A 25,096-nucleotide genomic window follows, 5' to 3' on the forward strand; every position below is an offset into this window, starting at 1 on the left:
CAAAAAATCAAAAATATATAGTGCTTGATTCTATATTCATTCTGACTTCTGAATTCTGACTCCTGAATTCTTTTTTGTTAAAACTTGACCCGCAACTGTCCTGTGAAGGAATTACCACCGTAGGCGCTTCCGTCGGTTTCTTTATTGCGGATATTACTAAAGCTATAGCTCAAGTCTGCTTCTATACTGGGCGACAGTTTTACCGTACAGCGCGTTTGATAGGTATTGGCGTTGTCAAATTCTCCTTTAAGTCGCTGCCGTCCTAAGTTGGCAGCAAGGCGACAGCGTAAGAATTGAGCAATATCTCCCTCCCAAGCTACCTCACCGTTGTAAACTAGAAAATCTGGTGGAGAAAAATAGCCGCTTGTGCGTTCTAAATCGCGATCGTAACTCCAAGTGAATAAGTTAGCTGCCAAAGAAAATTGTCCGAACTTGCGCTCTAACCTACTAAAAGACTGCACCTCAGAATTACCATCGTTGTAATTACCCAAACGCAATGACGAAAACAAGCTGGTATTACGGTCAATCTGCCAGTATAAATCAGGCCCAAATCGCCAAGCAGTAATTTGATTGTCTAAAGTTCGAGCATTGGATTTATAGGGTTCTTGTTCTAAATTACCTGATATTATTACTGCCGATAGCAATCGACCTGATGACGAAACTCGCGGCGGCGAAATGGGAACATCTACCTTAACATTGAGATTGATAGCTGTAGGTAAACGATTGAACACATCGACTCCGGCTGCTGTTTGTAGAGTCACTTGTCCAATTTTTCCTTGCCATCCAACTTGCAAAGGAAAATTAGTAATTGATTCAACGCCGCGTTGCTCAAAGAAGTTAAAACCTGTCTTGAAAAATATTTTATTGCCATTTCTCAATCGAAACTGAACTGTTGGTTCTAAGAAAAAATTAGTTTGACCAAAGTTATCTGTCTGATAGTGATAGTCTGTATGAATACTTTCCAAAACTGCATCCGGCGTTTTTGCTTCGGTGGCAGTTGTTGGTGGACTAGAATTCTGCTGCGGTGGTTTGGGTAGCGATGGTGGGCTAGAATTCTGCTGCGGTTCGGGTAGCGATGGTGGACTAGAATTCTGCGGTGGTTCGGGTAGCGATCGCGGTAATCGCAAATCAGGATTGAAGTTTTCGGGTGCCGCCAGCAAAATAGGTGTTGATTTTAATCGATAGGGGAGTGGTTTTGAGTATTGCTCTGCTGACTCAGGATTTATTGTGGTGACTTGCTTGGTCAATTCTGAAGGTGATTTCCAGGTCTGATGTGCTTGGGCTGCTTGTAATTTAGCTTCTGATAATATCCAAATACCTACGCTACAGATTACTCCCAATTGAATCTGTAGGCATCCCAAAAGAAATACAGCGTACAAACTATACCGAGAAACAAAGAGATAAGGTCTAAAACTATATACCATCGGTTGATACTATATTTATAAATGAAAAACTTGCTGCCAAATAGTTTTCTGGCTGCTAGCTGATGTATTCGGACTGGGATTATGATGCCCATAATCGATGCTTGTTAAGACACAGGAAAGGCAAAAGGTGTAAAAGCGTTAATTTGGCGGGATATAGAAGTTCCCAGGTGCATGAAGTACATATTAAAACCTCACCCCCAACCCCTCTTGTTATCAAGGGGTTGGGGGTGAGGTTAAGTTGTACCTCATTCTGATTAGGAAACGCTATATTCGAGTCGATATTTACTGTGATTTTGACCCACTGCCAACAGTGATTGTTGAGTCTGCTTTTCCCATCTCAGAGTTTTCAGTATTGTCAACCTCAAGACCTCGGAGCAATTCTCTAATTACGTCTGTTGCTGGTCTTCCTGTGAGAGTACAGTATTGTTCAAGTTTCTTCATTTCCTGGGTTGTGAGATTTACTGTCAGTCGTTTAACAGCCCATTTTTTCTTCATAATTCTCTTTTATCTTGAATATGTTGTTTTTCTCCTTCTCACCACGTTATTACGATTACTCCCGTAGTGCATAGCCTACACCACGGACTGTATGAATCAAACGTTTTTCATTATTTTCTTCTAACTTAAGTCGCAAATAACGAATATATACTTCAATAATATTAGAATCACCCATGAAATCGTAACCCCAAACTTTCTCTAAAATTTGATCTCTAGTAAATACTTGACGGGGATGTGAAAGGAGATATTCTAATAAGTCAAATTCTTTTGCTGTTAACTGAATGCTTCGTTTTTCCCGAAATACTTCACGAGTGCGCCTATTTAAGCTTAAATCTTCAAATTGCAACAAATCCTCGTCTGTTTCTTGGGTGCGCCGGAGATGAGCGCGAATTCTAGCTAATAGTTCTTCAATGCTGAAGGGCTTAACTACATAATCATCGGCTCCTGCATCTAATCCGGCGACGCGATCGCTCACTTCATCTTTTGCTGTCAACAAAATCACTGGTACTGTACTACCTGTTGTTCGCAAACGCCGACAAATTTCCAAACCTGTCAACCCTGGAAGCATCCAATCCAGAATCGCTAAATCTGGTGATGAGTCTCGCGCCAGAGTCAAGCCCGCGATGCCATCATGGGCGACACTTACCCGGTATCCTTCGCTATTAAGTTCTAATTCAACAAATCGCGCCAGTTTGACTTCATCTTCCACCAAAAGGATATGTGCTGTCATATTTTTGCTCCTAAAGCAGGTGATGTGAGAATAAAAGTGCTACCCATAACCTGGCTTTGAAAGGATGGCAATTTTGCCTCCCAAACCTTCGGTTAGGTTTTTCACAATCGATAAACCCAAACCTGCTTTGCCAGTTAAACGAGGGCTGCCTTTATTTTCACAGGAAACGGGGTGACTTCTAAATAGATTACCCGATGCTTAAATTTCTGGCATTGCTGATTAGATGTATGAATCTTGGTGTAGAAATGTTGCATTGCAAGTTATCTACAAAGGTTTTGAAATCACGCAAAATCCTTTTCATCCTGGAATTCAGCAACACCAAGTTTCTCTGTCATCTTTACTATGTCTGCAATTAAATCAAGAAACTGGGGATCTGAATCTTGCAAATTTTACAAATCAGATGGAACTACTATATGTAGGTAAACTGATTGTAAACATACTCCCTTCTCCTAACTTTGATTCCACACTGACACTGCCTCCCATACCTTCTACAAGTGTCTTAACAATCGATAAACCCAAACCACAACCCCCAGTAGTATGAGAGCGAGATTCATCTACACGGTAAAATCTCTCAAATATCCGTGCTTGCTGTTGCAAAGGGATACCAAAACCTTTGTCACAAACTTGAATAATAGCCCGATCTTGAAGCCGATCTAACTTAAAAATTATGGATGTGTCAGCCTCAGAATACTTAATGGCATTATCAATTAAATTTAATAACACTTGTTTAAAGCGACTATAATCTGCTTTGATCTCAATTGGATAAATTTCTGACTCGATTGTAATTGTGCGATCGCTATATTTTTTTGCCATCATAACAACTTCTTCAACCAAGTCATTCAGCACATAAGATTTCATTTGAAAGTATAGGTATCCGCTATCTGCACGTGCTAAATCAAGTAAATCTTGTAGCAGACGAATAGTGCGTTCAGCTTCCGATGCCGCAGTTTCTAAAGCTTCTTGTTGAGTTTGGGTTAAGTTATTCTGCCTTCGTAAGACGCTTTGTAAATATCCATGTACAATTGTTAAAGGCGTGCGTAATTCATGAGAAACATTACTTACAAATTCTCGCTCTTGCTCCCATGATTGGGAAAGGCGCGATAACAGCATGGTTAAAGTTTGAGCTAATTCTTTAACTTCACTGGGTGCATTATCAAGATATAGCTGCGCTTGTCCTAAATCTTCAGCGGAAATCACAGAAGCCATTTGATTTAGCTGACGCAGGGGTTGCAGAGAGCGCTTAATATAAAATGCGATCGCAGCAGTTAAAACAATAATTGCCAAAATACTAGTAATACCTAAACTCTGCACCATTACCACAAACATTCTCTGTTCGCGAGTAATATCCTTGACTACAAATAACTCACCCAATAACTTACCCTGCACTTGTACAGAACTACCACATAGAACAAAGTAGCTTTGGTTCACTTTGTAAACTTGTGGTTTAATCGGCATCTTAGTCAGGGTCATTAATTCAGCTACCGTAGTATCAGATAATAAATCCAAAGTGGTAGATTTTGCTAAAATTTTATGATCGGGACTTTTTAGCCATAATAGAGTGTTAGTATTTGCTAAATTATTAATAGCCTTTTGCAACCCAGTTTCAGGTTGCATCATTTCACTATAAATTTGCACATCTTGCGGCAAGCGCTTGGCAATTTGTTCTATATTATATTTATGACTATCAACTAAAATTTGCTGCATTTTCCAACTAGTCCATGTAGCAAGGCTACCTAATACTAAAGCGGAAAATGATGCAATACCAACCGTGAGGCGTGATTGTAAGGAAAATGGATCTATATTTATCCCAAATTTTATGATTTGCTTCACTGTTTCGGTTGCATTTTAGGTGTTTAATAAGGCTTGAAAAATAAAATCAGACTGCTAAATGTAAAGTTACTGTTAACCGCTACATCTTTAGTTATAGCTGATTTTAACTTACTTCTGTTGCATACCTACAGTGAAAAGTGCAGCCATTCCAAAAAGATTGCTAAATATTTTTATTTAATTGCCATCTCAAATCCGCGAATTTTTATCTAATAATAATCTAAATGCATTTACTAGTAATTAAATTAATTTCTGCTGAGAATTACCTTAAAATTTTTAATCCTCAAAATTGATTCCGAGGCGGGGTGGTAACAACAAGCCTTTTTCACTATTTCGAGAGAATCAGATTTGGATGTTGTTATGTTAAAGCGATCGCGTCTTTATCCTTTTCTATTTCTGGTTCTTGATACTGTGCTTCATATTCACCAAATTGCTGGATTAATTTAACATCTTCCCCATGATTTACTTCGCTACCAGTTAGACCAAAAATTCTTTCTTTGAGAATAGAATTTTCGCTATTCCAAAGTGCGATGTCTACGACGGGCTACGCCTACGCAAAACAAAGTCGTTGATGATTATCAGAAATGCCAAAATGCCATCTTCACCCCAACGGTAGGCGCGAGAACGAGCCTGATCGTGGGTAAAATAGTCCCAGGCTGTACCGTTGGGACTGTAATCTTCGCGCACTGTTCCCCATTGGCGATCGCTTAAATATGGCCCCCATCTGCGCCAATGGGCTTTGTGAGTTAGGGCTTCTGCTAATCTAATTTCTTCTTGGGTTAAAATTGTCATAAGATCGCCCTGTGCATATCTGCACTTTAGTAAATCAATCTTTAAGTCCTAAGTTATTCCTCGCATCAACTCGTTGTCGCCAACCAAGCACGCAAAACCTCTGCCACTGTCCACGCTTGGGCAATGCATCCCCGTGGAGTCATCGGGGCATCACCATCAAAAATTTCGCTGAGACTACCAACACCGTGTGCGTTGAGGTGATTAGCCGTTGGTTCCAAAAATTGACGAGCCTGTTCGGGATTTTTGTAGACGCGCAGGTGTGCTAAGACAAACGGCCCCAACAACCAACCCCAAACGGTTCCCTGGTGGTAGGCTCCATCCCGTTGATACTGATTGCCACCGTATTTACCCTGATACTGAGGATGATCTGGGGCTAGCGATCGCAACCCATAAGAAGTTAGCAGCGATCGCCCGCAAGCCTCAACCACACCCCTTTGCTGCGTAGGTGTGAGCGGACTTTCTGGTAATGACACAGCAAATATTTGGTTAGGACGCAACGCGGCATCATCACCATCAGGACTGTCTAAAACGTCATAGCAATAACCTGTCTCTTCATTCCAGAAGCGAGAAAATCTATACTTTGCCCGCTCTGCCATTGCCTCATATTCTTGGTGTGGTTTTCCAAGCTGACGGGCAAACTTTGCCATTGTCCGTAAAGCATTGTACCAGAGGGCGTTAACTTCAATCGGTTTGCCAATTCGCGGCGTAACTACCCAATCGTCAACTTTGGCATCCATCCAGGTGAGTTGTACGCCTGCAACGCCTGCATAAAGTAAGCCATCGGCGGCATCGAGGTGGATGTTGTAGCGTGTACCGCGAGAGTGCCAATCAATGATGTCTGCAAGTATGGGAAAGAGTTCACCTAGCAAAGTATCATCGTCTGTAGCGCTGTAGTAGGCGCGGACTGCTTCAAAGTACCAGAGAGTGGCATCGACTGTATTATATTCTGGTTGCTCACCCACATCGGGAAAGCGATTAGGTAACATTCCCTGGTCTACGTATCTGGCAAAGGTGCGAAGAATTGAGCGTGCTACCTCTGGGCGACCAGTAGAAATTGTCAAACCAGGTAGACTAATCATGGTGTCGCGTCCCCAGTCGCTAAACCAGTGATAACCAGCGATGATGGTTTTGCCGTAAGGGTCTTCTGGCAATGAGCGATCGACAAGAAACTGGTCAGCAGCGAGTACTAGATGGTTGATCCAGCTAGGTGATTCCTTAGTCTTGAGGGGTCGATTAGTTTTCCAAAATCCTGTTAACTTCTGCTCTTGAGCGCGACGTAACTTAAGTGCAGCTTCACCATTGAGATTTGGTTCTTTTTCTGTGCTGGCTACAAATGCCATCGCTTCCCCAGGATTCAGTGTAACTTCAAAGGTGGCGGCGTGGAAGTGGTCTTCTTTATCTCTCAATCCCCGATAGCGTTCAACTGCTAAGTCAAAACCATGATACCAATCGTGGACAACAGATACACTAGGGCGTGAGGGGTTGCGTAGCTTGCCGCCGTAGGCATCGCCTTTAGGTGAATCACTCAGTAGATATAGTGGTACAGCACCCGGATAAGCAGTTACACAAATCCCCTGTTCCACCTCCTCTACAGACATCTGCCAACCATTGCTTTGAGTGTCACTGTGATAATCGCGGTAGTTGACTATTGCTTTGAGCGTCAACTTTAGCGGTTGAGTGGCACGACGCAAAGTATATTGAACATAAGTTGTGTTCGCGCCTTGTTGCATCCACACCCGTTTTTCTAATAAGGCATCAGCAACAGCAAAAGACCATACAGGAATTGTACCTTCCAGAGAAAAACGTTCAATATTTTGATAACCGTGCGGACTAACAATACCATCTGCCCAACGATTGGTGTCTAGAGAATAAGAGCGAGTATCGTACAGGACAGTTTCATCTAGTTTTGCCACCATTAAGGTACGACCCAGAGGTGGTTTCAATGCTGCTACCAATAATCCGTGATAGCGGCGAGTCAATAAACCAGCCACAGTCCCAGAGGCGTAACCACCAATACCGTTACTAACTAACCACTCCCGCGATTCTGCAATGTCAAGATTGCCGCAGATTTCCCGCCCAAATTCTATACACATAAGTCACGCCACTTTGCTCTAAATTCAAAATTAACAATCGCTATCATGCTTTTCTCTCTGCGTTTTCTATGCATCTACGGTTTGAAAGTAATTTATTGAACCACAGAGGCACAGAGAACACGGAGAAAAGATCGTCCCCAAATTTTACCCAGCTTGAAAGGGCTACTCCTCACTTTTGTTAGGTTGGAGATTGCTCCTCAGTTATTGGAGATTCATTCGCTAGAGGATTGAGAACGATTTCATTAGCTACACTATCAGCTTTCCGGGCACGAATTGCTGGACGCGATCGCTTGTAACCGGCTCTTTCAGCTTTTTGGTGTTCGTAATCAATCAATCTGCCATAATATTCGTGCTTGCTTAAATTCATCGACAAGAAAATATGCTGACGAGTATTACCAAAACCTTTGCGACTAAAAAACTTTAATGCTGAAGTATTGGTAGGGTCAGTGTCTACCAACATGAACCGCGCCCCATCTTCAATCATCCGGGCGACGACTTTATCAACCAACTTGTCTGCTACTCCCCGACGCTGATACTTTGGACTAACTCCCAACCATAAAATGTATCCATAAGTCCAGGATGCTTTGGTGATAATGGTTCCCAAAATGAATCCTGCTAATTCCCCGTCTGTTTCGGCCACAAGACAGTATTCTGGATCGGTGTTGTAAAGTCCAATTACCTCCCATTCGTCCCAGGTGCGGTATAAATAAGGGTATAAATCGCTGGTAAATAAGCTTTCTCCCAAGTGGTAAACAGGAGCAATGTCATCAATTCCTAATTCGCGCACATAAATTGCTTCAGTTTCATCAAAATTTGACATAAATTTAGAAGTTGTGATTTATTTACATAGATGATTACGGGCTTTTAGGGTTCTCAACTATTTAAGAAGATTTATTTTGTCAGCTAACAGCACTATGTTAAATTTTGGCGACAAGGAATTTTAAAAAATGTCAATGGAGCATAAAGCATTTGTCTTTGATTACGATACGTTTCTTCAAGAATTGGCTGATATCTTAGTCAATGCACTTGTTATTAACCAAAGCAACGATTTGATTACCTTTATCGAAAATAATTTTTCATACCTGAAATATCCTGATGAAGGCGAACCTTTAGATTCTTTTTGGAAAGAAACGATCGAGACAAATGACATAAGCCAGTATGGTGATTTTGCAATTACCAAGTATTATAATCCTCAATGTGATATTGGACTTGGTTATGATTGGTTGCCTCTCTATGATATGTTACTCAATGAACTGGATAAAGATATATCTCCCTTGTTAGGTAAAAGTTTCGGCGTTCCAGGAAACTATTTTAACCCTGGCAAAATGGGGTCGTATTTTCAATCTCTTGAGCAAGTGAAGAATAATTTTGAATTGCTTAGTTTGTTATTGAATGAAAAAAAAGAGTATTTACCGAATCTAGCTCTTTTAATAAAAATGCTTGCAAATGCTTTAGATTTAGACAAAGGACTTTACATTACTTTTTGACTTTACGCAAGAGTCTAAAGATATAAGGAATTTGTTTTAGCGAAACAATCCTGCGGATCAAATCAAAGTGAGACTTCTTGAATACTGTCAAAACTTGGCAATGAGTCTTTCACTGCTTCTTCAGTAGATTGGATGCGTAGTTTACCGCCGTAGGCATCGCAACGTTTGGCAAACTGACAAGAATCACAGGTTTTGCTACCCTCCACTACTTGGGGAAACTGCTGGTTATTTTGGTAATTTTCCAGCCAATTAGTTAACTGACTTAATAGTTGATTAAGTTTCTTTCCTGTTTGTGCGTGTTGAGCAGTACTGTAATTAAATTTAATATTTTGCGGTTTTCCTTCAGATTGGACAAACCAATAAGTCATAGAAATTTTTTCTGGCAAATAGTCGCTAGTTTCTGCTAATACATATAGATAAAGCCGTGTTTGCCAGTTGGATTCTAACTTGCGTTTATTGGGTGGTTTCGGATAAGTTTTCCAGTCGAGAATTTGCGCTTGTTGGTTATCTGCAATCAATAAATCATAGACAACCGTCAGCAAATAATCCTGAACTTGCAGAGTGCGGTAGTGTTCGCTTTCACGGAAAGTTTGATTATCTGATGCAGCCGTTAAGATTTCTGGCGCTGCATCAGCAAAACCTAGCATCCAGCTTTGTAGTTGAGCATCTGCTTCTAGGAAACTACCAATTGGCAAACCCATTTCTCGCTGTTGCATTAGCAAGTGAAAACGACTACCCAAAGTTAGCCGTTCTTCTTGTTCTGGATTTGAGGGAGAGTTGAGTTTTTCGAGATAGGTATGTTGAAATTTACGCGGACAAGCTTCTAGTAAGTTAAGTTGTCCTTGAGACAGTCGCAGTAGTTGAGTGGGAGTTGACAGCATTCTTCTATTTTAGAAGGAAATTACAGCAGAATTCAGAATTCAGAATTCAGGAGTCAGAAGTAAAGCAGGCTTTATACCTGGCTTTGAGATGAATCGTTGTGTACTTCAGTAACTTGAAATATGCTGTATAATCTGCAACTCACCTTTGGTAGACTATCTGTAAAAAACAGGTATTTTTTACTGCCTTTACATCTGCTATTTCAACTCGTCTTTATCTACCTCATCCTGGTAATTGGAATGTTTAGTTTTTCCTTGGGACTTGATTGAGCCAAAGCTGTAGGCTATAGCTATTTTAACGATGTCAAAATATGCCGGGTGATTAGCTTTGTTAACGATCGCTAAAGAAATTGACCCTGCCACTAAGATTACTAAAAGTGGCGAAAGTGTTTCTACCCCAGAGCCGTTGTTGTTGTTAGGCATGATATGATCTCCAAGTGAAAAGATTACGAAGCCTTTAGCTGAACTTCACTCAGCTAAAGGCTATTTATGGTCAGTATGAGTCTCAACCCCAAGACTCGAACATCATGGCGATCGCAAATAGACAGACTAGGAAAATCGCTATCTTGGCAACCCATGACCGTAGACTTGCGGATAAAAGCATCCCAACGATCGCATTTGCCCCTAAAGTGTGAGACACAACAAAGGCTATTCCCAGCCCCAGCAGCGCCAGCAGAAAATATTTGAGTCCTATACAAAACCACCTGAACAACAGATTATCGTTATCTTTGAGACTGGGTTTCATAGTTTTTTTCCTGTTTTGAAAGTTGAATCTAGGTAGCAGTTTGCGCTCCCCCGACCACACTAAGGAAACAGCGAATCTCCACAGCTTTGCTCCCACCAAGTTAAGGTAGACAAAAGTCCTACTCCTGAGTGGAGTGGGAATACCAACAAAGGTGGTTTTGATATTTGCGGCTCATGAAAAATTAAGCTCTTTGATGAATTACCAGGGCAATCTGGATATCAAAAATTAGGCGTTCAATGCGCGTAACAGCACAGAACGCGCACTACGCGCATTGAACTCTCGAAATTCCTACAGGCAATTTGTATACTTGCCTTTTTTAGAATTTGCAGTTCCAGTCTTTGCCTTTATGTCTTACTCACTAAGTTTCTTGAATTCACCCGTAACCTTACTAAGTCACCGTGGTTTCTACTGTTAAACTAACTATAAGGTAACTTAGGTGTTAGGTCAAGTAACTTAGTTACTTAGCTCAAGGTAAACTGTAGAGAAAATTATTTAAACAGCATAAGATACTACAAATCCTGTTTAAATACGCCAATGAATCCTCACTTTTGGCACTAAGGGACTTTCAAATAAAAAATACTCAACTAACTATTGTGAGGTGGGCGTCTCACTTGCTCCTACCCCAGAGATAATTTATCCGGCTAGCATCGTGAGGCATGACAAAGAATGCTGACAATTGAACCTTGGGTACTTGGCTAAAAAAGCTCAATTTGATATTGTTGATCGACATATCAGATTGATATATCAAAATGCTGAAGTTGGCAGTATTAGGTTTATTACAGCGAGAACCATTAAACGGTTATCGGCTCAAACAGCAACTAGAGATGTTTATGAGTTGCAGTATTTGTGTCAACTATGGCGCGATTTATCCTCTGCTGAAGCGCATGGAAGAACAAGGTGAAGTGATTTTATGTGCAGAACAAGGAGAAGAAGGTGGACATTGTGGAAAGGTATATGAGATTACACCCCTCGGCAAAAACACTTGGTATCAAGAGATGTTGGCATATCCTCATGAAAGCTGGGTGAATGCGCGATCGCGATTTCTAATCAAATTTTTTTTCTTTAGCCATTTATTACCCAAAGAACGAGTGCAGTTAATTGAACATCGATTAATGTCATGTCAGTTACGCCTTGCAGAGAAAAAAGCAGTTGAAATTAGTAATGATTTTTATCAAGGGAAAGTGCAAAGGCGGGCATTTGAAGTGATCAAATCGGAGATTGAGTGGCTAGTTGAGCAACTCCAAACAGAACAACTGCAATTAGCTCAAACGCCACAGTAGAAAAGCTTTAACACCAAAAACTTTTGAAGTATCCTAACTAACTATGTGGATCGTCAAAATTGCTTTACGTCTTCCGTATACATTCGCGATCGCCGCTTTGATGATTGTGATCCTGGGTGTAGTCACGATATTTAGTACACCAGTTGATATTTTCCCCGCAATTAACATTCCGGTTGTCAGCGTAGTTTGGACTTACACTGGTACCACATCTGAGGAAATGGCACAGCGAATTGTCACCATTAGCGAACGCGCTATGACAACAACCGTTGGTGACATCGAACATATTGAGTCGCAATCTTTAAGTGGTGTTAGTGTCGTCAAGGTTTTTTTCCAACCCAACGCTAATATTGCCTCAGCAGTGGCTCAAATTACCTCTGTCAGCCAAACAATTCTCCGCCCTTTGCCACCTGGAATTACACCGCCATTCATCATTCAATACAACGCTTCTTCGGTGCCGATTATCCAGATGAGTGTCAGTAGCAAAACCTTGCCAGAAGAAGCGCTGTTCGACTATGCAACCAACTTCGTCCGTACCCAATTAGCAACAGTGCAAGGAGCGAGTGTACCTCTGCCCTATGGTGGTAAACCTCGGCAAATTATGGTTGATATCGATCCCCAAGCGATGTTGGCTAATGGCATTTCTGCCCAAGATGTGACTAATGCTGTCAGTGCCCAAAACCTGGTTTTGCCGGCAGGGGATATGAAAATAGGCGATCGCGACTTCGCCGTACAAATCAACAATAGTCCAAGTGTGGTGGAAGCCCTCAATGACTTACCAATTAAGCAAGTTAATGGTACTGTCATTTCCATTCGTGATGTCGCGCAGGTAAGAGATGGCTTTGGCGTGCAATCGAACATTGTCCGTCAGAATGGCAGGCGATCGAGCTTACTGAGTATCCTAAAGAGTGGGAATGCCTCAACCATTGATGTGATCGAGCGAGTCAAAAAAACTTTGCCTCGTATCCAATCCACCTTGCCTCCAGAACTGAATCTAGCGTTTTTGTTCGATCAATCTATATTTGTGAAAGCTTCTATTGAAGGCGTTCTCAAAGAAGGATTGATTGCAGCCTGTCTCACCGCGCTAATGATTTTGATTTTCCTGGGAAGTTGGCGCAGCACCGTAATTGTAGCCGTATCGATTCCTCTCTCGATGCTAGTTTCAATTATTGTCATGAGTCGTTTGGGACAAACTTTCAACATCATGACCTTAGGTGGTTTATCCTTAGCTGTTGGGATTTTGGTAGATGATGCCACAGTGGAAATTGAAAATATCCACCGAAATCTGGGACAAGGTAAACCCATCAAGCGAGCAATCTTAGATGGGGCACAGCAAATCGCCACTCCCGCACTTGTAGCAACATTATGTATTTGTATTGTCTTTGTGCCGGTCGTGTTTCTCAGTGGAGTGGCAAAGTACCTATTTGTCCCCCTAGCGATGGCGGTAGTATTTGGGATGCTTGCTTCCTATGTGCTATCTCGGACTGTAGTACCGACAATGGCAAGTTATCTTTTACCACATGAAGCAGACTGGCATAGAGAAAACGAGGATCGTAATGGTAATAACAACCATCATCTAGATTCGCCAGTTCAAAACAATAATGGTAACAACAGCCATTCTTCACTAGTTGAAATCCATGATAATCGCGACCATCATATAGATTCGCCAGTTCACAATAATAATGGTAGCGATAACCACCAGGCACAAGAAGCAACAACGACAACTGCCAAATCTGTGAAGAAAGATTGGATATGGCGGTTACACGAAAAATTTAACCGACAATTTGAGAAATTTCGCAGTTGGTACTACAACGTTCTGACCTCAGCATTAAATCACCGCCACATAGTCTTTGTGCTATTTGGTGCATTTATCGTCAGTGCCGGAGTTTTGTTGCCGTTCGTCGGTCAAGACTTTTTCCCGGAAGTCGATGGTGGTCAGTTTAGCCTCCATGTTCGAGCCTTACCAGGTACTCGTTTGGAACAGACAGAAAAAATTGTCAGCGAAGTTGAAGGCGTTATCCGCCAGACTGTACCGAAAGAGAATCTCGCTTTGATTCTGGATAACATTGGCTTACCCACCAGTGGCATTAACCTTACTTATGGCTACAACGGCGCGACAATTGGACAGGCTGATGCTGATATTCTTGTCTCCCTAAAAGAATCTGGTGCAACTTTTTCTTACGTCAAGGAACTCCGCCAGAAATTGAAAGCGACATTTCCCAACTACACTTTCTTTTTTGAGCCGGCTGATATTGTGACTCAAATTCTCAATTTCGGTTTGCCTGCTGCTGTTGACGTGCAAATATCTGGCCCTCTGAAAAACTCAAAAGCCAACTTTGAAATTGCCCAACAAATCGCCGCGCGGATGACGCGTATTCCTGGGGCTGTAGATGTACATCTCCAGCAAGTTGTCGATGCGCCGAAATTACGTCTTGATGTCGATCGCACCGAGGCTCAACAATTGGGTATGACCCAGCGTGATGTTGCCAATAGCGTCCTCACTTCCTTAAGTTCAAGCGGTCAAGCTGCAATCAACCAATGGCTCGATCCCAAAAAAGGCGTGAGTTACACCCTGGCTGTACAAGTTCCCCAATATAAACTTGACTCTATTGACAGCCTGAAAAATACGCCAGTTGGCAACGGTCAAACTGCACCGCAACTTTTAGGTAATTTGGCTAGTGTCAAACGCGACACAGTGATGCAAGTTGTGAATCACTACAACATTCAGCCAGTTTTCGATATCTACGCTAACTCCTCTGGTCGCGACCTGGGGGGAGTTGCCGGCGATGTCAATCGCATCATCGCTGATTATCAGAAAAAATTGCCTAAGGGAAGTCAGATTAATATCCGAGGACAAGTGCAAACGATGAACTCTTCCTTTTTAGGACTTGGTTTAGGACTTGTGTTTGCAATTGTGTTGGTTTACTGCTTAATGGTAGTGAACTTCCAATCTTGGCTCGATCCCCTGATTATTATGATGGCGCTGCCAAGTGCCTTAGCAGGGATCATTTGGATGCTGTTTGTCACCCGCACCACTCTAAGCGTCCCTTCGTTAATGGGTGCAATTATGAGTATCGGTGTAGCGACATCAAACAGTATTTTAATGATTACTTTTGCTAACGAGCAACGTGTAGAAGGGGAAAATGCCTATAAAGCAGCCCTAGCGGCAGGCTATACAAGGTTGCGTCCAGTGTTGATGACTGCCTTAGCCATGCTGATTGGGATGGTGCCAATGTCTCTTGGTCTTGGTGAAGGTGGTGAACAGAATGCGCCCTTGGGTCGCGCTGTAATCGGTGGCTTGTCAGCGGCAACAGTGGCGACTCTGATCTTTGTACCTGTTGTATATAGCATTATGCGGCGTCAACCACCTCGTCCTATTGATGAAGATGATGACGATTTAAATTTCTCAGATCCAAAGACAGCCTACTCGTTGTCATCATCTCAAGGCAAGTCATAGATATATTTTAGGAGCTACGGTGTACACATAAATCTTTTAAAGTTACTACGTAACGTAGGGTAAATTCATTTTTGCAAGTTGATGCAATTAAGATGCAGGTCAATGCAATTAAGATGCAGGTCGATGCAACAAAGGTGCAGGTCAATGCAACAAAGGTGCAGGTCAATGCAACAAAGGTGCAGGTCAATGCAATTAAGGTGCAGGTCAACAACTTGTGTGTACACCGTAGGGGAAAGGTTTTATTCTGAGCCGCTTTCCCCTTTACTCCCTACCCCTTATCCCACTTCTGCAAGAAGTCTAATAAGGTAATGACTCTAGCTGCTAAATTTCTGCTTTTTTAGATAATACAGGACAGTTTACTTATGGATTCTCAGCATCGTCCATCTCCTGATTCTGAACAACAAACGACTTCTAGAAAACAAAAACGCGGCATCGGTGGAATTGGTTGGGCTGTAATTGGTGTTGTTTTTTTTGGTAGCTTACTGGCTATCGGCATTCTACCCCGATTGGGCCAAAAGTCAGAATTACAAGCAGCAGTCAAGGAAGCAAGCACAGTACCCTCAGTAAATGTGATCGTTCCCCGCCGCGCTACTGGTGCTACGAAAGTGGAACTACCTGGGAATGTTGTAGCCCTGAATCAAACGACCATCTACGCTCGCAGTACTGGGTATTTACGGCGGTGGTATGCAGATATTGGCGATCGCGTCCGAGCCGGTCAGTTGTTGGCGGAGATTGATTCACCAGACACCGATCAGCAAGTTCTGCAAGCGAAGGCAGAGGTAGTGCAAGCACAAGCCAATGTATCTCAAACTCGTGCTAATTTAGCTAAAAGTATTTCTGATTTGAAGCAAGCCCGCGCTAATCTGTTGATAGCGCGTCAGAGTTGGCAGCGCTGGCAAGTTCTTGTCAAGGAAGGTGCAGTACCTCAACAAGATGCAGATACAAAATATGCTACATATCAAGCTAATCTTGCCAGCGTTGAGGCAGCACAAAACACTATTAATTCTGATTCTGCCAACATCAAAGCAGCACAAGCTAACGCCTACGCCAGTCAAGCAAACTTCCAGCGTAATACCGTATTGCAGTCTTATAAGAAAGTCACTGCTCCTTTCGCAGGAGTAATTACTGCACGTAATGTCAATACAGGTGTTTTAATTTCAGCAGGTAATGGCAACACCAGTACCAGCAACACTAACACTAGCAATAGCAGCCTTTATACTATTGCCGCTTATGACAATCTAAAAGTAAACGTGAGTGTTCCACAGAGTTTATCGCAGTCACTTCAAACTGGACAAACAGCACAAATTACAGTTAGAGAGTTACCCCAACGAGTGTTTACGGGTAAAGTAGTGCGTACTAGCAACGCCATAGATCCAACTACTCGCACTTTACTGACACAATTAGAAGTACATAATTCGGACGCGACGCTGCGGCCTGGGATGTATGCCAATGTCAGATTTGCCATTAACCGCACCAACCCTCCCTTTGTTGTGCCAGATAGTGTTTTAGTCGTTAATGGCGGAGGTACGCAGGTAGCAACTGTAACCAAAGATAAAACAGTGCATTATCAAAAAGTTGCTGTTGGGCGAGATTATGGTACTGAAGTAGAAATTACATCAGGTCTGACAGGAAATGAATTGCTGATTGCCACTCCTACGGTTGATGAGACAGAGGGTTTGCGCGTGCAGCCAGTTGCACCAACAAAGTAGGTCGGCTAATTATGGTTGGGATAAGGGAGGGAGCAGGGGAGCAGGGGAGCAGGGGAGCAGGGGAGCAGGGGAGCAGGGGGAATAATAGTAACTCCTAACTCCTAACTCCTAAACTCAGCACTCAGCACTGTTTATGTGAGGTACACTAAACTCATTGGCGCGATCGCGTACCTCGTCAGAAAAAGAACGATAAAGCCCAAGAAAGCATTCCCAGAGCAATAAATGTCTGTAATGTTATCTCACTATGTGAGATAACATTGGTTTGTAGTTTGTCTTTGTGTGAGTATGAGTGTGATTCCCGAAAACGTTCTTTTGGCTTTTGCCGAAAAACGGTGCTTGTCTAGCAGCGAGATCGAGGTGTTTTTATATGCTGTTGAGGGACAATCGCCAAATGCGATCGCTAAAAAATTGTCAATCAGCGCCGAGGCAGTACGCAAAAGATTAAGTGAAGTTTACAAGAAATTTAATGTTACTGGTAGCGGCCCAGGTAAGCTCACTAAGTTACAGCAAGTTATAGAATCTGAGTATCAAGCATCTTCACACAATGAGAAATCCATTACCCAAAACCGTCAAGATTGGGGTGAAGCGCCTGGTGTCTGCTTTTTTCATGGACGCATAGCAGAATTGTCTCAGCTAACGCAGTGGCTCATTAAGGATAACTGCCAATTAGTGGCAATATTGGGAATGGGCGGAATCGGCAAAACTGCTTTATCTGTGAAATTGGCAAAGGAAGTTCAGGAGAATTTTGAGTATTTGATTTGGCGGAGTCTCCGCAATGCGCCACCGATTGCAGAGATGTTGGCAAACCTGATCGGGTTTTTATCTGATCAGAGAGAAACAGATTTGCCAGAAAGCGTAGATGGTAGAGTAACGCTGCTGATTAATTATTTACGAGAGCATCGTTGTCTTGTGGTATTTGATAACACAGAGACAATTTTACAAGAAGGCGATCGCGCCGGACACTATAGACAAGAATATGAAGATTATGGTCAACTACTTAGTCGAGTAGGGGAAGAACCGCATCAAAGCTGTTTGGTGCTGACATCTCGCGAAAAACCAAAAGAATTTGCTCCTTTAGAGGGAGAAGCATCACCAGTTAGAACATTATCGTTAATCGGCTTAGGAGAAACTGAAGGGCAAAAAATTCTCCAAGATAAAGGATTATTTGGTTCACCACAAGAATGGGCCAAGCTAGTTGAGAAGTACTCAGGTAATCCTTTGGCTTTAAAGCTGGTTTCTGAGCCAATTCGGGAGTTATTTGGTGGTAATATTGCTGCTTTTCTGGCTGAAGGAGAGATCATTTTTGGTGATACCCGAAATTTACTAGACCAGCAATTTGAGCGCTTGTCAGAGATCGAAAAAGAAATAATTTATTGGCTAGCAATCAAGCGCGAGTTAGTTTCTCTAGACGAATTGCTCAATGATATTGTGCGTCCCTTGACCAAAAGGGAAGTGATGGAAGCGCTAGAATCTCTACGGAGGCGATCGCTAATTGAACAAAGAACAGCACTTTTCACCCTCCAGTCTGTGGTGATGGAATACATGACCGACCAACTTATTGAACAGGTTTGTCACGAAATTACCACTCTTAATATTAGACTATTTATCAGCCATGCTTTAATGGAAGCTACGGCCAAAGATTATATTAGAAATACTCAGATTACCCTGATTATTAAACCAATTATAGATAGGCTATCAACTATTTTTAGATATGCTAAAAATATTGAACATCATCTATATCAAATTTTATTATCCCTGCGACAAACTCCCCAAACAGCAGGATATGCGGGTGGAAATCTGTTAAATATTCTTTGTCAATTGCAAACTGATTTTAGCGGCTATGACTTTTCAAATCTGACTATTTGGCAAGCATATTTACAAAGTGTAAATTTGCATCGGGTAAATTTTGCCAATACCGATTTAGCTAAATGCGTTTTTGCAGAAACATTAGTTAGTATTTCGTCAGTTGCATTTAGCCCGGATGGAAAACTTTTGGCTACGGGTGATGCTGATGGTAAGACTTACTTGTGGCAAGTTGACGATGGAAAGCTACTTTTTACCTGTATTGGACATAGCAGTTGGGTAAAATCAGTTGCCTTCAGTCCCGATGGTCAAACTTTAGCTAGTGGCAGTGATGACCAAACAGTGAAATTATGGGATCTTCGTGATGGTAAATGTCTGAAAACCTTGCACGGACATAGCAATTGGGTCAGGTCAGTTGCCTTTAGTCCCGATGGTCAAACTTTAGCTAGTGGCAGTGAAGACCAAACAATCAAGTTATGGAATGTCCACATCGGCAAATGTCTGATAACTTTGCAGGAAAATACCAATCGAATTATGTCAGTTGCCTTCAGTCCCGATGGTGAAACTTTAGCTAGTTGCAGTGAAAAGCAAACAGTGAAGTTATGGGATGTTCGTGATGGTAAATATCTGAAAATTTTGCAGGGACATAGCAGTTGGGTAAGGTCAGTTGCTTTTAGTCCCGATGGTGAAATTTTAGCTACTGGCAGTGACGACCAAACCGTGAAATTATGGGATGTTCGTGATGGTAAATGTCTGAAAACCTTCCAGGGACATACCAATCGGGTTTGGTCGGTTGCCTTTAGTCCCGATGGTCAAACTTTAGCTAGCGGTGGTGACGACCAAACCGTGAAATTATGGGATGTTCGTGATGGTAAATGTCTGAAAACCTTCCAGGGGCATACCAATCGGGTCAGGTCAGTTGCTTTCAGTCCCGATGGTCAAACTTTAGCTAGTGGTAGTGAAAACCAAACAGTGAAGTTATGGAATGTCCAGGATGGTAAGTCTTTGACAACCTTGCAGGGGCATAGCAATCGAGTCAGGTCAGTTGCCTTCAGTCCCGATGGTCAAATTTTAGCTAGTGGCAGTGAAAAGCAAACAGTGAAATTATGGGATGTCCGTAACGATAAGTTTCTCAAAATTTTGGAAGGGCATAACAGTTGGGTACGGTCAATTGCCTTCAGTCCTGATGGTCAAATTTTAGCTAGCGGCAGTGAAAAGCAAACAATTAAATTATGGGATGTTCAGACGGGGCAATGCCTGAAAAAATTGCAGGAACATACCAATCGAATTAGGTCAGTTGCTTTTAGTCCAAATGGTGAAATTTTAGCTAGCGGCAGTGACGACCAAACGGTGAAATTATGGGATATCTACACCGGAAAGTGTCTCCAAACCTTGAAAGGGCATACCAGTTGGGTAAGATCGGTTGCCTTTAGTCCCGATGGCCAAACTTTAGCTAGTGGCAGTGAAAACCAAAGAGTGAGGTTATGGGATATTTATACAGGAAAATGTCTCCAAATTTTGGAGGGGCATAGCAATCGCATCAGGTCAGTTACTTTCAGCCCAGATGGTCAGACTTTAGCTAGTGGTAGTGATGACCAAACTGTGAAGTTATGGGATGTTTTCATGGGCAAGTGCTTCACAACTTTGCAAGAACATACTAATCGAATCTGGTCAGTTGCCTTTAGTCCCGATGGTCAAATTTTAGCTAGTGCCAGTGAAGACCAAACGATAAAATTATGGGATGTCTCTAATGGCAAGTGCCTGAAAACCTTGCATGGGGCTAATTGGGTAAAGTCAGTTGCCTTTAGTCCCGATGGTCAAACCCTGATTTGTGGTAGCCAAGATGAGACAATTAAGCTTTGGGATGTATCGACAGGTGAGTGTGTAAGAACACTGCGATCGCCACGACCCTATGAAAAAATGAATATTACCGGGGTTACAGGATTAACCGCAGCGCAGCTAGTAACGCTAAAAGCTTTAGGGGCAGTGGAAAATGGAGAGCAAAAATAAAAGGTAAAAGAATGAATTTTGCCTTTTTCCTTCATCCTTTTACCTTTTTTATGTACCTGATGCTTATTTCATGTTAGCCCTTGCGTCCTTAACTGCGGCAAAGAAAAATAATCCTGTGAGTGGAATGCTTAATACCAGGATAATTGCCGTGGCTGTGACACCAAAATCTGGTTGTCCGTAACCGAGTTCAAAAATCGAACCAACGGCGGCGATCGCACTTACACAAGAACCACCCAGAAATAAACTGCTTTTTGGAGTTAAATACACTATTGCCCCCCCTATGCTATTGGTTTCACCGCTTGATACGAGAAGCCATTCTTAGATAGCTCCTGGGCTAAAGTCAAGGAGTTTTCCACACGGTCTACAAATACCACGCCGTTAAGGTGATCCATCTCGTGCTGAATGCAGCGTCCCAGGAGGTCATTAGCCTTTAATGTCCGAGGACGACCGTACTCGTCTTTATAGGCAATTTCTACGACTTCGGGGCGCTTCACGTCTAGGAATACGTTGGGAATGCTCAAGCATCCTTCTTGGGCAACCGAGAGGTCGCGGCTGACTTGTTTAATGGTGGGGTTAATCAACACCAAAGGCTGATTAGCTGCGTTCTCTGGTTCCAGGTCGATGACAATTAATTGTTTGTGAATTCCTACTTGGGGCGCAGCCAAACCAATGCCATCATTGCTGTACATAGTTTGCAGCATTTCGCGCACTATTTGGCGAAGTTCGTCATCAACTTTAGAAATCCGCTTTGCAGCTTGACGCAGCACGCGATCGCCTAAATAATGAAGTTCCAAAGGTGGATTTTTTAACTTTTTTTTCTCGACAGCAATTTCAGAGGGCATGAGTCTCGATGGCTAGATGGTGAAAATTCCTACTATTTTCATTCTATCAATCTCAGTTAGAGGATGTTTAAAAAGTCCTGGAGTATACCAAAAACCCATCTGCCATTCCTCTTTTTGCTTGCCTAACGGCAGACTGATGCCAAGAGTGAGAGGCTGTGAAACCCTTATTTTATAGTCATTAAGGTTTGCTAGGGGGTTAGTTCTCCGAGGTTGTATTGTTAGCAATAATACTTTTTAAACATCCCCTTAGACGTAGTACCAATCTCCAAAATAATTATTGTGAAGTCACGTTGCACCATACTTGGAGCGATCCTTTTATCGAGGCTGACATCATTAAACAGTACTTTTAAAGGTGAAATTGATTGTCAGTCGTTCACCAGTCTATTTCTGATTGACATCTGATTGCAACTATAATTTCTCTACAATTTTTCTTAGTAAAAAGATTTTATCAATCTATTCTTTGTTGATGTAAACCTATGTTTAACAATATTTTCTAGCATCTTCACCACATTCATTGACTAAATATAATAAACACTTAAAACGAAGAGTAACTATCTGTTCGTAAAGAGGGTTCAATTTACATAAAGGTGGAATGCGAAGCAGAGTCCGACCGAAAATTTTAACAGTTCTTTCAAAAGGGCAATTAGAAGGAATGATTTTGCACAATAGTCTGGCCAGATTAGAATTATGTATTTCTACGGACTCAAGCTGATAGCGGATCTGGTTTAATAAGCTATTGTCCAAATTGGCTTTATTCAAGAAGTTCATGGTTTAACTTTCCTTCAATCAATCTGTTTCTCCCTATCAAATTACTACGATCTCCAGAGAAAAACATCGTATAAATACCAAACTATTTTCCCACTTTTTTGAGGTCAGTTTAAAGAACAGTAGAATTGCTGAGAAACCAGAACAGCTAGTCAATTATTATCAATAACTGTTAGATGGCAAATGGCATAAAGATCGAGTAAATGGTCAAGGCAGCAGAAGGACAGAAGAAGAAAGTAGCAATAGATAAAAGCTGATATATTGGCAAACTTTGCACCATTGACTATAAATAGTGGTGTTATTGATGCAAAGACGCAAAAGCTGAACTTAGTGCTTTGGCGTTAAGTTCAAATTTTGAGGTGATGTGTGTTTAAATCTTTCACGAAACTTGACTATCTGCTGAAAGAAACTTTCCTCGGTTTACTGCGGGGAGGTTGGATGAATTGGGCTGCTGTCAGTACTGTGACGGTGTTACTGTTTTTATTCGGCTTGAGTTTGCAAACCTCTTGGCAAGTTGAAAAACTTCTCTATCAGTTTGGTAGCCAGCTAGAAGTATCAGTTTATCTCGAACCAGATACGCAAATCGAAAGTATTGAGCCACTAATCGCAAAAATGCCAGAGGTGGCGGCGATAAAAACCATTACTAAAGAACAAGCTTGGACTAAGTTAGTTAAGGAAATGAGAATTTCTGATATTGAGGGTGCTACCCAGCAGTTAGGTGAGAATCCTCTGGTTGATGAGATGAAGGTAAAAGCACGTAATTCTCAAGTTGTACCAACCTTAGCAACACAGTTGGCTAAATTACGAGGAGTTGAGACGGTGCAGTATGTCGATGAAGCCGTTAAACGCATTGCCCAGTTGCATCGGGGTCTGAACTGGATTACTTTAACAATTACGATGATTCTGACTTTAACAGCGATCGCAGTGACTACCACCACAATTAGGCTGATTGTCATGGCGCGTCGCCAGGAAATTGAAATTATGCAACTAGTGGGAGCAACTTCTGTTTGGATTTACCTGCCGTTTATTTTACAAGGAATTGCCTTTGGTTTGGTTGGTGGTGCGATCGCTTGGAGTTTCATTTCTGTGATTCAACAGTTTCTCGGTAAGTTGCTAGTCAATCAACCTGAGTTTATCCAAGTCATCACCAACAGAGTGCAACTCACTCCAGCAGAAATTTTATTATTGCCCCTGATTCTTTTGAGTTTCGGTGCAGGTGTAGGATTAATGGGGAGCTTATTTGCTGTCCGAAGTTTTGCTAAAGGATAGTCATTAGTCCTTTGTCATTGGTCATTTGTCCTTTGTCATTGGAAATTTGACCTCTGAGCTTGGAACTTTGACCTCTGAACTTGGAACTTCGACCTCTGAACTCGGAACTTCGACTTCTGAACTCAGAACTTTGACCTCTGAACTCGGAACTTCGACCTCTGAACTTCGACTTCTGAACTCGGAACTTTGACCTCTGAACTCGAAATTTTCAAAATTTTAAAAGAATAGACCTCTTGCATAAATCAAAAATAAGAAAGAACCCCACCCCGCCAAAGCTACGCTTTGTCTCCCCTCCTGAAGAGCGGGGAGGAGTTGGGGGTGGGGTGTTAGGGACTTTTGCAAGAGGTCTAATAACTGAAATTTTGCTTGAACGAATATGAAATTAAACCTACATATCAACTTATCAGGGCTAATCAAATGACCAATAACCAATGACCAATGACTAATGACAAAGGACTAATGACTAATGACAAAGGACTAATGACTAATGACAAAATCACAATGGGAATGTTTTTTGCAGAATCTTGGTATTTGGGAAGGTTCATTTACTAATTTTTCTCCCCAAGGAACACTTTTGAATCATACTCCTAGTCGTCTTTCTTTAGAAGGTTTGAACAATAACCAGACAGTGCGTTTAACTCTATGCCGTTCTGGACGAGATGATTTAGTTAAAGAATATAGTTCTCTGGGGCGGAGTCTACTATTTTTTGAAAATGGTTCCTTTTCAGAAGGTTTAATTCAGCTAGGGCCATTTTCCGAATTTGGTGGAGAACTCGCTTTGGTTCATGAAAATCGCCGCTTGCGTCTGGTGCAACTATTTGATAATACTGGTCAACTAAAGGAATTAATTTTAATTCGAGAACATCTAGCTGGAACCCCAGCAACAGAACGTTCAACTTTACAGATAAATGATTTGTTGGGAGAATGGCAAGGTCAAGCAGTGACAATGTATCCAGATTTGCGATCGCCTGATACTTACTCTACAACCTTAAAATTACAACTAGATGATACTGGGCGATTAATTCAAAATACATCTTTTGGCGATGTCTCGCGACAAGCCGCTTCGCGTCTACGCACAATTACCTCAACTGCTACCATCAAAGGCCCCATTGTTCTCTTTGACCAAGACCCACAAAAGCAGGTGCAAGTATTATTTTTACCAGATGGTGCTTCTGCAACTTCACCTCTCAAAGTGCAGTTACGTCAACCATTTTTTCTGGAAGTGGGTTGGTTAATCCAGCCAAACCTGCGCCAACGGATGATTCGCAGCTACAACGAGAAAGGCGAATGGGTTAGTCTAACGTTAGTTACCGAAGAAAAAAGTATTTTTACTGATTACATTTAGTAAATGTGTATATTGTTTGACAATTAGTTTGTTTTGCAAATAACCTGTAGTAATAAGGCTTAATTTTATAGCGATACTTACGCACTTAGAATAAATTAAGTTGTAATTACTACTTATTTCTGCTTCAAACTATTTGTTGATGGAGGTT

Annotated in this window: 19 protein-coding genes and 1 pseudogene; 7 read left to right on the plus strand and 13 right to left on the minus strand. The window is 41.9% G+C overall.

The features are described from left to right. Window positions 1-77: 77 nt before the first annotated feature. The 7 genes and pseudogenes from V7K61_RS13485 to V7K61_RS13515 all read right to left on the minus strand — a co-directional run bounded on the left by V7K61_RS13485 (window position 78) and on the right by V7K61_RS13515 (window position 8,181). Window positions 78-1,424 carry a hypothetical protein gene (locus V7K61_RS13485; RefSeq protein ID WP_335053776.1) on the minus strand — a complete coding sequence of 449 codons (1,347 nt, stop codon included), beginning with the start codon at window positions 1,422-1,424 and terminating at the stop codon, window positions 78-80. Window positions 1,425-1,706: 282 nt separating this feature from the next. Next, window positions 1,707-1,919, minus strand: a complete 213-nt coding sequence (locus V7K61_RS13490; RefSeq protein ID WP_335053777.1) for a CopG family transcriptional regulator — start codon at window positions 1,917-1,919, stop codon at window positions 1,707-1,709. Between the two features lie 55 nt (window positions 1,920-1,974). After that, window positions 1,975-2,649 (minus strand): response regulator transcription factor, encoded by a 675-nt coding sequence (locus V7K61_RS13495; protein ID WP_094351405.1) that lies wholly within the window; start codon window positions 2,647-2,649, stop codon window positions 1,975-1,977. A gap of 396 nt (window positions 2,650-3,045) precedes the next feature. Then, window positions 3,046-4,479 carry a sensor histidine kinase gene (locus V7K61_RS13500; RefSeq protein WP_335053778.1) on the minus strand — a complete coding sequence of 478 codons (1,434 nt, stop codon included), beginning with the start codon at window positions 4,477-4,479 and terminating at the stop codon, window positions 3,046-3,048. Window positions 4,480-4,918: 439 nt separating this feature from the next. Continuing rightward, window positions 4,919-5,268 (minus strand): annotated as a pseudogene (locus V7K61_RS13505) (MGH1-like glycoside hydrolase domain-containing protein); the annotation flags it as partial. Window positions 5,269-5,333: 65 nt separating this feature from the next. Beyond that, complete coding sequence (locus V7K61_RS13510; protein WP_335053779.1) at window positions 5,334-7,361, minus strand: amylo-alpha-1,6-glucosidase; 2,028 nt, start codon at window positions 7,359-7,361, stop codon at window positions 5,334-5,336. Between the two features lie 178 nt (window positions 7,362-7,539). Next, window positions 7,540-8,181, minus strand: coding sequence for a GNAT family N-acetyltransferase (locus V7K61_RS13515; RefSeq protein WP_335053780.1), 642 nt, complete (start codon window positions 8,179-8,181; stop codon window positions 7,540-7,542). 133 nt (window positions 8,182-8,314) lie between these two features. Here V7K61_RS13515 and V7K61_RS13520 point away from each other — a divergent pair, with 133 nt between their 5' ends. Next, window positions 8,315-8,848, plus strand: coding sequence for a hypothetical protein (locus tag V7K61_RS13520; RefSeq protein ID WP_335053781.1), 534 nt, complete (start codon window positions 8,315-8,317; stop codon window positions 8,846-8,848). A gap of 62 nt (window positions 8,849-8,910) precedes the next feature. Here the strand turns inward: V7K61_RS13520 and V7K61_RS13525 are convergent, their stop codons facing one another. The 3 genes from V7K61_RS13525 to V7K61_RS13535 form a co-directional block, all read right to left on the minus strand. Further along, a complete protein-coding gene (locus V7K61_RS13525) occupies window positions 8,911-9,729 on the minus strand; it encodes a PD-(D/E)XK nuclease family protein (protein WP_335053782.1) in 819 nt (272 codons plus the stop codon). Window positions 9,730-9,924: 195 nt separating this feature from the next. Further along, window positions 9,925-10,149, minus strand: a complete 225-nt coding sequence (locus V7K61_RS13530; RefSeq protein WP_335053783.1) for a hypothetical protein — start codon at window positions 10,147-10,149, stop codon at window positions 9,925-9,927. Window positions 10,150-10,231: 82 nt separating this feature from the next. After that, on the minus strand, window positions 10,232-10,471 hold the full coding sequence (locus tag V7K61_RS13535) for a hypothetical protein (protein WP_335053784.1): 240 nt from the start codon (window positions 10,469-10,471) through the stop codon (window positions 10,232-10,234). A 749-nt stretch (window positions 10,472-11,220) separates the two neighbouring features. Between V7K61_RS13535 and V7K61_RS13540 the strand changes: the two genes are divergently transcribed. From V7K61_RS13540 to V7K61_RS13555, 4 genes are all read left to right on the plus strand, one after another. Further along, window positions 11,221-11,751: a PadR family transcriptional regulator gene (locus V7K61_RS13540; RefSeq protein WP_335053785.1), complete on the plus strand. Its 531-nt coding sequence runs from the start codon at window positions 11,221-11,223 to the stop codon at window positions 11,749-11,751. 43 nt (window positions 11,752-11,794) lie between these two features. After that, window positions 11,795-15,205 (plus strand): efflux RND transporter permease subunit, encoded by a 3,411-nt coding sequence (locus tag V7K61_RS13545; protein ID WP_335053786.1) that lies wholly within the window; start codon window positions 11,795-11,797, stop codon window positions 15,203-15,205. Between the two features lie 362 nt (window positions 15,206-15,567). Further along, window positions 15,568-16,914: an efflux RND transporter periplasmic adaptor subunit gene (locus V7K61_RS13550; RefSeq protein ID WP_335053787.1), complete on the plus strand. Its 1,347-nt coding sequence runs from the start codon at window positions 15,568-15,570 to the stop codon at window positions 16,912-16,914. 285 nt (window positions 16,915-17,199) lie between these two features. Then, window positions 17,200-20,727, plus strand: a complete 3,528-nt coding sequence (locus tag V7K61_RS13555) for an NB-ARC domain-containing protein (RefSeq protein WP_335053788.1) — start codon at window positions 17,200-17,202, stop codon at window positions 20,725-20,727. A 63-nt stretch (window positions 20,728-20,790) separates the two neighbouring features. On the opposite strand, the gene V7K61_RS13560 is transcribed toward V7K61_RS13555, so the two are convergent. From V7K61_RS13560 to V7K61_RS13570, 3 genes are all read right to left on the minus strand, one after another. Further along, the gene (locus tag V7K61_RS13560; RefSeq protein WP_289798204.1) at window positions 20,791-20,994 is read right to left on the minus strand and encodes a hypothetical protein; all 204 of its coding nucleotides are present in this window, start codon (window positions 20,992-20,994) and stop codon (window positions 20,791-20,793) included. Between the two features lie 11 nt (window positions 20,995-21,005). Next, a complete protein-coding gene (gene def, locus V7K61_RS13565) occupies window positions 21,006-21,569 on the minus strand; it encodes a peptide deformylase (protein ID WP_335053789.1) in 564 nt (187 codons plus the stop codon). 480 nt (window positions 21,570-22,049) lie between these two features. After that, window positions 22,050-22,337 (minus strand): Mo-dependent nitrogenase C-terminal domain-containing protein, encoded by a 288-nt coding sequence (locus V7K61_RS13570; protein ID WP_335053790.1) that lies wholly within the window; start codon window positions 22,335-22,337, stop codon window positions 22,050-22,052. A gap of 363 nt (window positions 22,338-22,700) precedes the next feature. On the opposite strand from V7K61_RS13570, the gene V7K61_RS13575 reads away from it, so the two are divergent. Next, window positions 22,701-23,603 (plus strand): cell division protein FtsX, encoded by a 903-nt coding sequence (locus tag V7K61_RS13575; protein ID WP_335053791.1) that lies wholly within the window; start codon window positions 22,701-22,703, stop codon window positions 23,601-23,603. A 487-nt stretch (window positions 23,604-24,090) separates the two neighbouring features. After that, window positions 24,091-24,948 carry a DUF3598 family protein gene (locus V7K61_RS13580; RefSeq protein ID WP_335053792.1) on the plus strand — a complete coding sequence of 286 codons (858 nt, stop codon included), beginning with the start codon at window positions 24,091-24,093 and terminating at the stop codon, window positions 24,946-24,948. Window positions 24,949-25,096: the final 148 nt, after the last annotated feature.

The sequence above is a fragment of the Nostoc sp. genome, assembly GCF_036918015.1.
GTDB lineage: Bacteria > Cyanobacteriota > Cyanobacteriia > Cyanobacteriales > Nostocaceae > Nostoc.